Origin of the sequence: Ruegeria hyattellae (genome assembly GCF_041537925.1) — a bacterium.
GTDB lineage: Bacteria > Pseudomonadota > Alphaproteobacteria > Rhodobacterales > Rhodobacteraceae > Ruegeria_C.
In genome coordinates, this window is sequence record NZ_JBGOSH010000026.1 from 1 (window position 1) to 12,129 (window position 12,129).

13 protein-coding genes, 1 tRNA gene and 1 pseudogene are annotated in these 12,129 nt (G+C 60.7%); 12 read left to right on the top strand and 3 right to left on the bottom strand.

From position 1 onward, the window contains the following. Nucleotides 1–307: pseudogene (locus AB1E33_RS28490) on the top strand (transposase); the annotation flags it as partial. A gap of 12 nt (nucleotides 308–319) precedes the next feature. On the opposite strand, the gene AB1E33_RS28495 reads toward AB1E33_RS28490, so the two are convergent. Continuing rightward, nucleotides 320–565, bottom strand: a complete 246-nt coding sequence (locus tag AB1E33_RS28495; protein WP_372580605.1) for a hypothetical protein — start codon at nucleotides 563–565, stop codon at nucleotides 320–322. Between the two features lie 88 nt (nucleotides 566–653). Beyond that, a tRNA-Thr gene (locus tag AB1E33_RS28500) sits at nucleotides 654–729 on the bottom strand. A 150-nt stretch (nucleotides 730–879) separates the two neighbouring features. Here AB1E33_RS28500 and AB1E33_RS28505 point away from each other — a divergent pair. Genes AB1E33_RS28505 through modC form a run of 4 tightly spaced genes read left to right on the top strand, consistent with a single transcriptional unit; the run spans nucleotide 880 to nucleotide 4,280 of the window. Continuing rightward, nucleotides 880–1,749, top strand: coding sequence for a hypothetical protein (locus tag AB1E33_RS28505; RefSeq protein WP_372580606.1), 870 nt, complete (start codon nucleotides 880–882; stop codon nucleotides 1,747–1,749). A gap of 28 nt (nucleotides 1,750–1,777) precedes the next feature. After that, the gene (gene modA / locus AB1E33_RS28510; protein WP_372580607.1) at nucleotides 1,778–2,500 is read left to right on the top strand and encodes a molybdate ABC transporter substrate-binding protein; all 723 of its coding nucleotides are present in this window, start codon (nucleotides 1,778–1,780) and stop codon (nucleotides 2,498–2,500) included. After that, complete coding sequence (modB, locus tag AB1E33_RS28515; RefSeq protein WP_372580608.1) at nucleotides 2,497–3,195, top strand: molybdate ABC transporter permease subunit; 699 nt, start codon at nucleotides 2,497–2,499, stop codon at nucleotides 3,193–3,195. The genes modA and modB overlap by 4 nt, the downstream gene beginning before the upstream one ends. Continuing rightward, on the top strand, nucleotides 3,192–4,280 hold the full coding sequence (gene modC, locus AB1E33_RS28520) for a molybdenum ABC transporter ATP-binding protein (RefSeq protein WP_372580609.1): 1,089 nt from the start codon (nucleotides 3,192–3,194) through the stop codon (nucleotides 4,278–4,280). Before modB ends, modC begins: the two co-directional genes overlap by 4 nt. A 15-nt stretch (nucleotides 4,281–4,295) precedes the next feature. On the opposite strand, the gene AB1E33_RS28525 is transcribed toward modC, so the two are convergent. After that, nucleotides 4,296–4,898 (bottom strand): helix-turn-helix domain-containing protein, encoded by a 603-nt coding sequence (locus AB1E33_RS28525; protein ID WP_372580610.1) that lies wholly within the window; start codon nucleotides 4,896–4,898, stop codon nucleotides 4,296–4,298. A gap of 153 nt (nucleotides 4,899–5,051) precedes the next feature. Between AB1E33_RS28525 and glyA the strand changes: the two genes are divergently transcribed. The 7 genes from glyA (at nucleotide 5,052) to gcvH (ending at nucleotide 12,104) form a co-directional block, all read left to right on the top strand. Beyond that, nucleotides 5,052–6,305, top strand: coding sequence for a serine hydroxymethyltransferase (gene glyA / locus AB1E33_RS28530; RefSeq protein ID WP_372580611.1), 1,254 nt, complete (start codon nucleotides 5,052–5,054; stop codon nucleotides 6,303–6,305). 10 nt (nucleotides 6,306–6,315) lie between these two features. After that, the gene (lpdA, locus tag AB1E33_RS28535; protein ID WP_372580612.1) at nucleotides 6,316–7,698 is read left to right on the top strand and encodes a dihydrolipoyl dehydrogenase; all 1,383 of its coding nucleotides are present in this window, start codon (nucleotides 6,316–6,318) and stop codon (nucleotides 7,696–7,698) included. Nucleotides 7,699–7,712: 14 nt separating this feature from the next. After that, entirely contained in the window at nucleotides 7,713–8,657 is a 945-nt protein-coding gene (lipA, locus tag AB1E33_RS28540; protein WP_372580613.1) for a lipoyl synthase, read from the top strand. A 25-nt stretch (nucleotides 8,658–8,682) separates the two neighbouring features. Then, nucleotides 8,683–10,101, top strand: a complete 1,419-nt coding sequence (locus tag AB1E33_RS28545) for an alanine/glycine:cation symporter family protein (RefSeq protein ID WP_372580614.1) — start codon at nucleotides 8,683–8,685, stop codon at nucleotides 10,099–10,101. Between the two features lie 79 nt (nucleotides 10,102–10,180). Further along, on the top strand, nucleotides 10,181–10,594 hold the full coding sequence (locus AB1E33_RS28550; RefSeq protein ID WP_372580615.1) for a universal stress protein: 414 nt from the start codon (nucleotides 10,181–10,183) through the stop codon (nucleotides 10,592–10,594). A gap of 29 nt (nucleotides 10,595–10,623) precedes the next feature. Further along, the gene (gene gcvT / locus AB1E33_RS28555) at nucleotides 10,624–11,721 is read left to right on the top strand and encodes a glycine cleavage system aminomethyltransferase GcvT (RefSeq protein WP_372580616.1); all 1,098 of its coding nucleotides are present in this window, start codon (nucleotides 10,624–10,626) and stop codon (nucleotides 11,719–11,721) included. Nucleotides 11,722–11,738: 17 nt separating this feature from the next. Next, nucleotides 11,739–12,104: a glycine cleavage system protein GcvH gene (gene gcvH, locus AB1E33_RS28560; protein WP_372580617.1), complete on the top strand. Its 366-nt coding sequence runs from the start codon at nucleotides 11,739–11,741 to the stop codon at nucleotides 12,102–12,104. The last annotated feature ends 25 nt before the right edge of the window (nucleotides 12,105–12,129 follow it).

Genomic DNA, 12,129 nt, shown 5'->3' on the forward strand with positions numbered 1-12,129 from the left:
CTCGTGGCGCCCATGCCGTCATTCCGCCGCGAAAAATGCCAAACCCTGGAAGCCCACTAGCGCCGGGGCCGTCGCCCGAAATGAGGCAGTGCGAGCGACAAAATACTTGGGCCGCGCCCTGTGGCGAAGATTGACCGGGTATCGCCGCCGAAGCCGCGTCGAAACGAAGAGGCATTGCGTGAAACTGATGGGCCAAAGCCTTATGGCGAGGGACTTCGACCGGCAGGTCGCGGAAATCCAAATCCGCGCCGCGATCCTCAACGCCTTCACGACACTTGGCATTCCAAAGACACCGACCGTAGGCTAAATCCGTCCAGTGTCAGGGGAGGTCCGAACTCAACCCGACTTGTGCAACAAAGCCCTTTGCGGCGACAATCTCTGCGTCAATCTGCGCGACAACCACCGCATACTTTCGCATCAGTTCTTTGTCCGTGCGAGCCTCGATAACTGCCTTTCGTTCAGACTTACCTATTGCCGCCTGCGCTCTCGCTGGAACTCGCCTGCGATATTCCCACTTACCCTGACCGAGTTCTTTCAGAGCTTTTAGTTTCGTCATCACGCCCATTATGGACCTCCTATGGACCCAATTGTGGACCCGAGAATGCTTCTATCGGCTTGTTTTCTTTGAATATATGACGACTTTCAAGGTGAAATGGTGCCCCCACACGGACTCGAACCGCGGACCTACTGATTACAAATCAGTTGCTCTACCAGCTGAGCTATAGGGGCCTTGGCCACCGATTAATCGGATCGCAAGCGGTCTGCAAGATGCTTTTTGCCGCCACGCAACCGGACGCAGGTGATTTGACGCCTGCGGCGCCAGGTTGTAACCCGAAAACGGGTGCGATGCAGCAAGGGGCACAGTTCGTCAGAATGCAAATGATCTTTCAAACCGGAGCGCATTCGACCGAACATGAACGCCTGTTGAAATGCTTGTTGGGCAACCGGGATGGCTTTGCGCAGATGGGTGTCGCGGTGCCGCCACCGCGGCGATATCGCCCACTGCTGAAAGACGCGCTGGAGATGATGGAAAACGCCGAACCGGCCCCCGGTATCCGCGGCACCATGGTCGAGACGCTGCTGGGTGGTGCTGAAAAGGACCGTGTGCTGCTATCGAACACGCATTTCTTCGGAACTCAGCGTGAGGCCTTTGGCGACAATTGTTTCTATCCGCTGGCGCCGCAGCGTGCTGCCTATCTGCGGCGGATGTTTGCGGATGACCAGATGGAAATCTTCATGGCGATCCGCAATCCGGCCAGTTTCCTGCCCGCTGCTCTGGTGAATGCTGGAAGGTCTCGTATCTCTGGTCTGATGGAAAAGCTGGATCTGCTGGAACTGCGTTGGTCGGAGCTGTTTGAGCGCATGCATGCCGCAGTGCCCGATGTGACGATCACCGTGTGGTGCAACGAGGACGCACCGCTGATCTGGGAGCAGATTCTGCGTGATATGGCGGGTCTGAAACCGGATGCCGGAGTGACGGGCGGGCTGGCGCTGCTGGGCGAGATCCTATCGCCTGAGGGGATGTCGCGACTGAACGAATATCTGGCTCAGCATCCGAATATGTCCGAGTTGCACCGCCGCCGGGTGATTGCTGCTTTCATGGACAAATACGCGCTGGACGAGGCCGTGGAAGAGGAGATTGACCTGCCCGGGCTGACCGAGGATCTGGTCGAGGAAATGACAGAGATCTACGACGAGGATGTATTCGCGATCCAGCGGATTCCGGGCGTGCAGTTCATTGCGCCCTGAGGTCCGGCGCTCCGTGACGGCGGTGCTGATGCTGGCCGCTCTCTGGGCGGGCCCGGTGCGCGCGGCCGAGCCGGTTCTCGTGTTTGCGGCGGTCAGCCTGAAATCGGCGCTGGACGAGGTTGCCGCGCAATATGAGGCCGAGACTGGCAATAACGTGGCCCTGTCTTATGCCGGCAGTTCGGCATTGGCCCGACAGATCGAGGCGGGGGCACCGGCGGATGTCTTTCTGTCGGCCAATCCTGACTGGGTGGATCGGCTGGTGGATCAGGGCTTGGTGCGGCGGCGAGACGTCGTGCCGCTGCTTAGCAACCGGCTCGCCTTGGTTGCGCCTGCGCAGGATGGAAGCGCCGCTGGCATCGATGCGCTGCCGGATGCGCTGGCGGGCGGGCGGCTGGCCATGGCACTGGTCGACGCGGTACCCGCCGGTATTTATGGCAAACAGGCGCTCGATACGCTGGGGCTCTGGCCCGCTGTGAGAGAGCATGTCGCACAGACCGACAATGTCAGCGCCGCGTTGCGGCTGGTGGCTTTGGGCGAGGCACCGCTGGGCGTTGTGTACGCGACGGATGCGCAGGCCGAACCGCGGGTGCGGCTGGTCAGCCTGTTTCCCGAAGAGAGCCACGATCCGATCCTCTATCCGGTGGCCTGGCTTGGCGCGGGGGGGCAGGGCTTTTTCGACTACCTGCAAAGCCCTGAAGCGGCTGCGGTGTTTTCCCGCAACGGCTTTGGCCTTGTGGCGCACCTACCATGACCGACTGGCTGCGTGCAGAGGAGTGGATGGCGCTGACCCTGTCGCTCAAGGTGTCGTTCTGGGCAGTTCTGATCAGCCTGCCTTTCGGACTGCTTGCTGCCTATGCGCTGGTGCGGTGGGAGTTTCGCGGGCGACACGTGCTGAACGGCCTCGTGCATCTGCCGCTGATTCTGCCCCCGGTAGTCACAGGGTACTTGCTGCTTTTGACCTTTGGCAGGCGCGCGCCGCTTGGCATCTGGCTGGAAGAGACGTTCGGGCTGGTTCTGGCTTTTCGCTGGACCGGTGCGGTGCTGGCGGCCGCGATCATGGCTTTTCCGCTGATGGTACGAGCGATCCGTCTGGGGCTGGAGGGCATCGATCCCCGGCTGGAAGAGGCCGCCGCGACGCTTGGGGCCTCGCGTTTTTGGGTCTTTGCCACAGTGACCTTGCCGCTGTTGCTGCCGGGGCTCATCACTGGCGCGGTTCTGGCCTTTGCCAAGGCGATGGGCGAGTTCGGAGCGACGATCACCTTCGTATCGAACATTCCCGGACAGACGCAGACCCTGCCGTCGGCCATCTATACATTCCTGCAAGTGCCCGGTGCCGAAGCGTCGGCGCTGCGGCTGGTCGTGGTCTCGATCCTTGTCGCCATGGGCGCGCTGGTTGCGTCTGAATTGCTGGCACGACGGGCGGCGAAACGGATTTCGGGCAAATGAGCTTATCGGTAGATATCAGCCACACGCTGGGCGAGATGGCGCTGGAGGTCCGCTTTGACGCCCCGCGAGGGGTGACCGCGCTGTTCGGGGCTTCGGGCACCGGGAAAACCAGTGTCATCAACGCGGTTGCGGGGCTGCTGAGACCCCGGAGCGGGCGCATCATACTGGATGGCGAACCGATCTTTGACACTACGATGAAGATTGATCTGCCGGTGCACAAGCGGCGGCTGGGATGCGTGTTTCAGGACGGGCGGCTGTTTCCGCATCTGAGTGTGGAACAGAACCTTGTCTATGGTCTGAAATTTGCTGCAGCGGGCAGTACGGGTCCGACTTTGCACGAAGTGGCCGAAATGCTGGGAATCCCGGCGCTTCTGTCCCGCAGACCCGCAGCGCTATCGGGTGGCGAGAAACAGCGGGTCGCCATCGGGCGCGCCTTGCTCTCGCGCCCCAGAATGTTGGTGATGGACGAACCGCTGGCAGCGCTGGATGAAGCGCGCAAGCAGGACATCCTGCCCTATCTCGAACGGCTGCGCGATGAGACCGATATTCCGATCCTCTATGTCAGCCATTCCGTGTCAGAGGTGGCGCGGCTGGCCACCACGGTAGTGATGATGAACAAGGGCAGCGTGTCCCGTTTCGGACCCGCCGAAGAGGTCCTGTCGGACCCGGCCAATGTGCGGCAGCTGGGCCTGCGCGAGGCGGGTTCGGTCCTGCAGGGCGTGGTGGCGGTCCATCATGACGACGGGCTGACCGAATTGACGGTGTCGGGCGGCACGCTGCTGCTGCCGCATGTCAATCTGCCGCCGGGCCAGCCGATCCGGGTGCGGGTGCTGGCGCAGGACATCATCCTTGCGACCAGCCCGCCCAAGGGCCTGTCCGCGCTCAACAACTTGCCGGCCGAAATCGTCTCCATCCGCGACGGCGACGGACCGGGCACGATCGTGCAGTTGAAATCCGGTGATGACCTGCTGCTTGCCCGGGTCACCCGACGCTCTGCCGAGGCGCTGGGGCTGAAACCCGGCACGCAGGTGCATGCGGTGATCAAGGCGGTCTCCGTCGCGCGAACGGATGTCGGGGGCGGCTGAGCTGTCAGCCAAGCGTTATTCGAGCGAGACCCAAAGCACTTTGGCGTCTTCTGCGCCCGATGACACGCAGAAATGGCCCATGGAACTGTCATAATAGATCGAGTCACCCGTAGTCATCGGCAGCGGTTTGTAGTGTTCGGTGTGAAATACCAGATCGCTGCTGATCACATACATGAACTCTTCGCCGTCATGGCGAATCCAGGTCTCGAACTCCGAGACATCTCGCGCCGTGATCGTGCTGATATAGGGCAGCATACGCTTGCTGGTCAGATCCGTGCACAGCAATTCGTGCCGGTAGGTGTCGGTCACCCGAACCTCACCGGACCCGCTGGGGGTATGGTCACGGCGGCCGCTGACGCCGCTTTGCCCCGAGGGCAGGAACAGGTGCGGCGTCTTCAGTTCAAGCGTCGTGGTAAGGCGGCGCACGATGTCGAAACTGGGTTTGGTCTGATCGTTTTCGATCTTCGACAAGGTCGAGCGGCCAATGCCTGCGGCACGGCTTGTCTCTTCCAATGTCCAGCCTTTTTCGCGCCGTGCATCTCGAATCATGCGCCCGAGTTGGCCAGTGGACGGCGCCTCTTTCAGGTCAGCTTCGGGTGTTTGCGCTATCGGATCCATCAGTCGTTCCCTCTTATTTTCCTGAGTTTACTGACTTTTACATAAGACGCAATCACGTCGGAAAAGAGTATTGTTGACGCAAGGGAACAAATTCCACTATAGGAAACTTATTCCGCCAAACGGCACTTTGAGATCCATAAGGAGACTCCGGATATGTTCACCACTGATCTGCGCGTGGCCGACCACGCAATCGCCAACTGGATTGAAGAGGAAGGCACCCGCCAGGCCGACCAGATTGAACTGATCGCGTCCGAGAACATTGTTTCAAAGGCGGTTCTGGATGCGCAGGGCTCGGTGCTGACTAACAAATATGCCGAAGGCTATCCGGGCAGACGCTATTATGGCGGCTGCGAGGTGGTCGATAAGATTGAGGCCGAAGCGATCAGGCGTCTCAAAGAGTTGTTCAATGCCGGTTATGCCAATGTGCAGCCGCATTCAGGTGCACAGGCCAATGGTGCGGTCAAGCTGGCGCTGCTCAGCCCGGGCGATACGATCCTTGGCATGTCGCTGGATGCGGGCGGGCATCTGACCCATGGCGCGAAACCCGCGCAATCGGGCAAGTGGTTCCGGCCGGTCCAGTACGGGCTGACCGATGCCGGGCTGATCGATTACGATCAGGTGGCCGAGCTTGCCCGGTCGGAAAAGCCGAAAATGATCATCGCAGGCGCGTCGGCCTATTCCCGTGTCATCGATTTTGCGAAGTTCCGCGAGATTGCCGATGAGGTTGGCGCCTGGCTGCTAGTGGACATGGCCCATATCGCGGGCCTGGTTGCCACTGGCGCGCATCCCTCACCGATGCAGCACGCCCATGTCGTCACCTCGACAACGCACAAGACCTTGCGTGGTCCGCGCGGTGGCATCATTCTGACGAATGACGAGGCGATCGCGAAAAAGATCAACTCGGCGGTGTTTCCCGGTCTTCAGGGCGGGCCGCTCATGCACGTGATCGCTGCCAAGGCCGTGGCCTTTGGCGAGGCGCTGCGGCCCGAGTTCAAGGAGTATATCAATCGCGTGGTCGAAAGCGCCGACGCGCTGGCCAATGTCATGATCGCGCGCGGCTGCGACATCGTTTCGGGCGGGACGGACAACCATCTGATGCTGGTCGATCTGCGCCCCAAAGGCGTCAAGGGCAACGCCGCCGAGGCCGCGCTGGAGCGTGCCGGCTTCACCTGCAACAAGAATGGCGTGCCCGGTGATCCGGAAAAGCCGACAGTAACAAGTGGCGTTCGTTTGGGAACATCTGCAGGCTGCAGCCGTGGCTTTGGGCCTGAAGAGTTCAACCAGATCGGTCACCTGATCAGCGACGTTCTGGACGGGCTGGCGCAGTCTCCGGACGGCGACCCCGCGCTTGAGGGTGAGATCCGCGAAAAAGTGCGCGCGATCTGTGCCCGCTATCCGCTCTACTGAGGGGGTCGACATGAACAAGTTCGATCTGATCGTCATCGGTGGCGGACCCGGCGGATATGTCGCCGCGATCCGCGCCGCGCAATTGGGGCTGAAGGTCGCCTGCGTTGAAGGGCGCGCGGCGCTGGGCGGCACCTGCCTGAATGTGGGCTGCATCCCTTCGAAGGCGTTGCTGACGTCCTCGGCAAAATATGCCGAACTGTCTCATCTCGAAGCGCACGGGATCGGCGTCGAAGGGACCAGCCTCGACATCGGGGCAATGATGGGCCGCAAGGACAAGATCGTAGGTGACCTGACCAAAGGGATCGCGTTTCTGTTCAAGAAGAACGGTGTCGAATTGATCGAAGGTTGGGCCAGCATCCCAGCCCCCGGTCAGGTGCGGGTCGGTGACGAGATCCACGAGGCCAAAAACATCCTGATCGCCACCGGTTCCGAGGCGACGCCGCTGCCCGGTATCGAATTTGACGAGGCCGACATACTCAGCTCGACCGGCGCGTTGGCGCTGGAAGAGGTGCCCGCGCATCTGGTCGTGATTGGCGCAGGCGTGATCGGGCTGGAACTCGGACAGGTCTGGGCGCGGTTGGGGGCCAAGGTCACCGTGGTCGAATATCTCGATCGAATCATGCCAGGTATCGATGGCGAGATTGCCAAGCTGGCGCAGCGCGCCCTGTCCAAGCGCGGGTTGAAATTCCAGTTGGGTCGCGCGCTGAAATCCGTTGACAAAACAGGCGTTGGCTTGAACCTGACGCTGGAGCGCGTGGGAAAGGACAGGGAAGAGGTGATCGAGGCCGACAAGGTCCTGATCGCAGTGGGTCGCCGTCCGGTGACACGCGGGCTCGGGCTGGAGGAATTGGGTGTCGCGGTAAACGCGCGCGGCTTTGTCGATGTGGACAGCAGCTTCCAGACTTCGGTGCCCGGTATCTATGCCATCGGCGATTGCGTGCCCGGTCCGATGCTGGCGCACAAGGCCGAGGAAGACGGCGTGGCTTGTGTCGAGACGATTGCAGGGCAGGCGGGGCATGTGGATTACAACACAGTGCCGGGCGTGGTTTACACCGACCCCGAGGTCGCCTCGGTCGGGTTGACCGAAGACGCGCTGAAAGAGGCGGGAACCGAGTACGCGGTTGGCAAGTTCGCCTTCATGGCCAACTCGCGCGCGCGCTCTACCGGCGACACGGACGGTGCCGTTAAGGTTTTGGCGGGCACGGACGGCGAAATCCTGGGTGCGCATATTTGCGGTGCCCATGGTGGCGATCTGATCGCCGAACTGGTTCTGGCCATGACCAAGGGCGCAACCGTGTCCGAGGTCGCCGCCACCTGTCATGCGCACCCGGCCATGGGCGAGGCGGTCAAGGAGGCCTGTCTTGACGCCATGGGCCGTGCGATCCACGCGTGAAAGGGGGCAGCCAGATGACCATCCAACTCCGCCCCCGCCACCCGGAAAAGGCCAGGAAGGCTGACAGCGTGATTCCGCGCAAACCGAACTGGATTCGCCGGAAAAAGGTCGAGGGACCCGCGTATTACGAAACCCGCCGCCTGATGCGCGACCACAATCTGGCGACAGTGTGCGAAGAGGCCGCGTGCCCCAATATCGGCGAATGTTGGTCCAAGCGTCATGCCACTATGATGATCATGGGCGAGGTCTGCACGCGCGGTTGTTCCTTCTGCAACGTCGCCACCGGCCGCCCCGACGCACTGGACGCGTTCGAACCGGGCCGGGTCGCGGTGACGGTGAAAAAGCTGGGGCTGCGCCATGTTGTCATCACCTCGGTGGATCGCGACGATCTAGATGATGGCGGTGCCGCGCATATCGCCCAGACCATCCGCGCGCTGCGCCATCAAAATCCCGGCACAACAGTTGAAGTGCTGACGCCCGATTTCCTTGGCAAAGGCAATGCCGCCGCCTCCGTTTTCGAGGCCGCACCGGATGTCTTCAACCACAATCTGGAAACCGTCCCGCATCTTTATCCGACGGTGCGCCCCGGCGCGCGCTACTACACCTCGCTGCGCCTGTTGGATGATGCCAAGCGCGCCACTCCCGAGATCTTCACCAAATCCGGCCTGATGGTCGGCTTGGGCGAATCCTTGAACGATGTGAAGCAGGTGATGGATGATCTGCGCGCCGCAGATGTCGATTTTCTGACTGTCGGCCAATACCTGCAACCTACCGCGAAACATCATCCGATCGACCGGTTCTGGTCACCCGAAGAGTTTGCCCAACTGGAGCGCATCGCGCGCTCCAAGGGCTTTTTGCACGTGTCGGCAACTCCGCTGACCCGTTCGTCGTTCCACGCGGACGAAGACTTTGCCGCCCTCAAACAGGCTCGCCAGCAGGCACTGGCCAACAGGGCATAATCCAAACGCATATGGGAGGGAAACCATGGAAGCGTTAAGTTCAATCGTAGGAGCCATCAATGGCGTCGTGTGGGGGCCGCTGATGCTGGTCCTCATTCTTGGCGTCGGCTTCTTCTTGCAGGTGGGGCTGAAATTCATGCCGATCCTGCGTGTCGGCACCGGCTTCAAACTGCTGTTTGCAGGTCGAGAAGGGCAGGGCGATGGCCAGATCAGCCCGTTCAACGCGCTGATGACCTCGCTGTCGGCGACCATCGGGACCGGTAACATCGCCGGTGTGGCCACTGCTGTCTTCCTGGGCGGTCCGGGCGCCTTGTTCTGGATGTGGATGACCGCCCTGGTGGGCATGGCCACCAAATATGCCGAGGCCGTCTGTGCGGTGAAATACCGTGAACAGGACGAGTTGGGCAACTTCGTTGGCGGGCCGATGTATTACATCAAGAACGGTCTGGGCGCGAAATGGGCCTGGCTGGGCGTCGCATTTGCCCTTTTCGGCTCCGTCGCGGCCTTTGGCATCGGCAACGGCGTGCAGGCCAATGGCGTGGCCCAAGTGCTGGAAACAAATTTCGGCATCAATGAATCGTTCACAGGCATTGTCCTGATGGTCCTGACCGCTGCCGTAATCCTGGGTGGCATCACCCGCATCGGTGCCGTTGCCGGGAAACTCGTTCCGTTCATGGCGGTTGCCTATATCGTCGCGGGTCTGCTGGTTCTGCTCCTGAACATTGGTGCGATCGGAGCCGCCCTTAGCGACGTATTCACCTACGCGTTCACTCCTTGGGCCGCTAAAGGCGGCGCTGCTGGCGCGGCTGTATGGCTGGCCATTCGCTTTGGTGTAGCACGTGGTGTGTTTTCGAACGAAGCAGGTCTGGGTTCGGCCCCAATCGCGCACGCCGCAGCCGAGACCAAAGGTCCGGTCAATCAGGGCCTGATTGCGATGCTGGGTACGTTCATCGACACCATCATCGTTTGCTCGATCACAGGTCTGGCCATTATCGCCTCTGGAGCGCTGGATGCATCGATTGCCGATTTTGTCGCCAACGGTGATTCAGAAGGCTACAAGGCAATTTCGGGTGCAGCACTGACCTCATTGGCATTCGAAACCACTCTGCCTGGCATCGGCGGCTACCTGATCGCCATCGCTCTGTCGATCTTCGCTTTCACCACCATCCTAGGCTGGTCGTTCTACGGCGAGAAATGTGTCGAGTTCCTGCTGGGCGTCAAATCCTTGCTCCCCTACCGCGTCCTTTGGATCATTGCGATCTACTTCGGCGCAACCGCGGATCTGGGCTTTGTCTGGCTGCTGGCGGACACGCTGAACGCCATGATGGCCATTCCGAACCTGATTGCGCTGGCATTGTTGAGCCCGATCGTCTTCAAATTGACGAAAGAGTTCTTTGCCAGCGGCGGCCAGTCGGAAGAGCCGGGCGGTACGGCGGCTGAGTGAACCGCGCCACAAAGATCCGAGGGGGCCGGTATCGGCCTTCTCGACCCAAAAGGAACTCACTGTCTTGAGGAGAGGGCCGATGGCCACAAAAATCCTGCTTCCGATTGATCACACCGATGACCGCTCGTGGAAAAAGGCGCTGCCGGTCGCGCTGGAACAGGCAAAATTCTACGGTGCGGAACTGCACGCGGTTTCTGTCATTCCCGAGATCATCCAATTGCCCAACCTTCCCGCCAATTACGGTGCGGGTGCAAAAGAGTACGTTCGAAAGGCCGTGCAGGCTATTCTGGACGGCAACGGCGCTGTCGGAACGCCCGTGCATATCGAAGAAGGCAGCGTCTATCGCGAAGTCTTGAAACTTGCCCACAAGGATGGGTTCGATCTGATCGTCATGGCCTCGGCCAAGGGCGATTTCCCGAATTACGAAATTGGTCCGAACCTTGCTCGGGTAGTGCGTAATGCACATTGCTCGGTCATTGTGGTCCGTGACTGACCCCGAGACTCAACAGAAAGGCACCTGTCATGACTGATGCGCCCAAACGCACACCGCTTTATGATCTGCATGTGGAACTTGGCGGCAAGATGGTCGATTTCGCCGGTTGGGAGATGCCGGTTCAATACCCCATGGGGATCATGGGGGAACACAAGCAGTGCCGTGAAAAGGCTGCTCTGTTCGACGTCTCGCATATGGGGCAGGTGATCCTGCGCGGCGAGAATGTGGGCGAAAAGCTCGAGGCGCTGTGCCCGCAGGCCTATGCCACCTTGAAAGAGGGCAAGGCGCGCTATGGCTTCTTCACCAACGAAGAGGGCGGCATCATGGACGACCTGATCGTGTCCAATGCGGGCGATCACTATTTTGTGGTGGTCAACGCGGCGCTGCGCCATCAGGATATCCCGCATATGAGGGACAATCTGGACGGTGTCGAGGTGACCGAAATATTCGACCGTGCGCTGGTGGCGGTGCAGGGGCCCGCGGCCGAGAACGTGGTGGGTGAACTGTGCCCGGCGGCGCGCGACATGAAATTCATGGAAACCATCGTCGCCGACATCAATGGCGTCTCCTGCCGTATCTCGCGTCTGGGCTACACGGGCGAGGACGGCTACGAGATATCGATCCCCGAAGACAAGGCTGCCGACGTGTCGCGTGCTTTTCTGGCGCATGAGGATTGCGAACCGGCGGGTCTGGGCGCGCGCGACAGCCTGCGGCTTGAAGCGGGTCTGTGTCTTTATGGCAATGACATCGATCAGTCGACTTCACCGATCGAGGCCAGCCTGTCGTGGGCGATCCAGAAGCGCCGCAAGGAAGAGGGTGGATTTCCCGGTGCCGCGCGCGTGCAAAAGGAACTTGCCGAGGGTGCTGCTAAGAAGCTTGTCGGCATCAAACCCGAGGGCCGAGCGCCCGCGCGTCAGGGCGTCGAAGTCCAATGTGCCGACGGCAATCCCATCGGCGCCATTACCTCGGGCTGCTTTGGCCCCACTGTCGGCGGCCCGGTCGCTATGGGCTATGTCTCGGCCGGTCACGGCACGCCCGGCGAAAAGGTGAACCTCATCATACGGGGCAAGGCGCAACCGGCCGAGATCGTGTCGCTGCCCTTCGTCACCCAGAATTACAAGCGTTGAAGTCAGGAGAGAGAAACATGGCAACCTACTACTCGGAAGATCATGAATGGGTCACCGTCGAGGGGGACATCGCCACCATCGGGATCACCCAGCATGCGGCGGAACAATTGGGCGATATCGTCTTCGTGGATCAAAAGGAAGCGGGCGACGATTTTGAAAAAGGCGACGAGATCGGTGTGATCGAGTCGGTCAAGGCCGCCTCCGAAATCTATGCGCCCATCGATGGCGAGGTGATCGAGGCCAATGAGGTACTGGCCGACAATCCCGGTGCAATGAACGAAAGCCCCGAGGGCGACGCGTGGATCTACAAGATCAAGCTGTCGGACAGCTCGCAATTGGACGATCTGATGGATCTCGATGGCTACAAGGCCCTGATCGGCTGAATTCATTGCGGAGCTCCAGGCTAAG

Excerpts from the sequence above, each read along its gene's own strand:
- gcvH (WP_372580617.1), top strand. The coding sequence starts at position 11,739 with ATGGCAACCTACTACTCGGAAGATCATGAATGGGTCACCGTCGAGGGG.
- AB1E33_RS28545 (WP_372580614.1), top strand. The coding sequence starts at position 8,683 with ATGGAAGCGTTAAGTTCAATCGTAGGAGCCATCAATGGCGTCGTGTGG.
- glyA (WP_372580611.1), top strand. The coding sequence starts at position 5,052 with ATGTTCACCACTGATCTGCGCGTGGCCGACCACGCAATCGCCAACTGG.
- gcvT (WP_372580616.1), top strand. The coding sequence starts at position 10,624 with ATGACTGATGCGCCCAAACGCACACCGCTTTATGATCTGCATGTGGAA.
- AB1E33_RS28495 (WP_372580605.1), bottom strand. The coding sequence starts at position 565 with ATGGGCGTGATGACGAAACTAAAAGCTCTGAAAGAACTCGGTCAGGGT.
- lipA (WP_372580613.1), top strand. The coding sequence starts at position 7,713 with ATGACCATCCAACTCCGCCCCCGCCACCCGGAAAAGGCCAGGAAGGCT.
- lpdA (WP_372580612.1), top strand. The coding sequence starts at position 6,316 with ATGAACAAGTTCGATCTGATCGTCATCGGTGGCGGACCCGGCGGATAT.
- modA (WP_372580607.1), top strand. The coding sequence starts at position 1,778 with ATGCTGGCCGCTCTCTGGGCGGGCCCGGTGCGCGCGGCCGAGCCGGTT.
- modC (WP_372580609.1), top strand. The coding sequence starts at position 3,192 with ATGAGCTTATCGGTAGATATCAGCCACACGCTGGGCGAGATGGCGCTG.
- modB (WP_372580608.1), top strand. The coding sequence starts at position 2,497 with ATGACCGACTGGCTGCGTGCAGAGGAGTGGATGGCGCTGACCCTGTCG.
- AB1E33_RS28505 (WP_372580606.1), top strand. The coding sequence starts at position 880 with ATGATCTTTCAAACCGGAGCGCATTCGACCGAACATGAACGCCTGTTG.
- AB1E33_RS28525 (WP_372580610.1), bottom strand. The coding sequence starts at position 4,898 with ATGGATCCGATAGCGCAAACACCCGAAGCTGACCTGAAAGAGGCGCCG.
- AB1E33_RS28550 (WP_372580615.1), top strand. The coding sequence starts at position 10,181 with ATGGCCACAAAAATCCTGCTTCCGATTGATCACACCGATGACCGCTCG.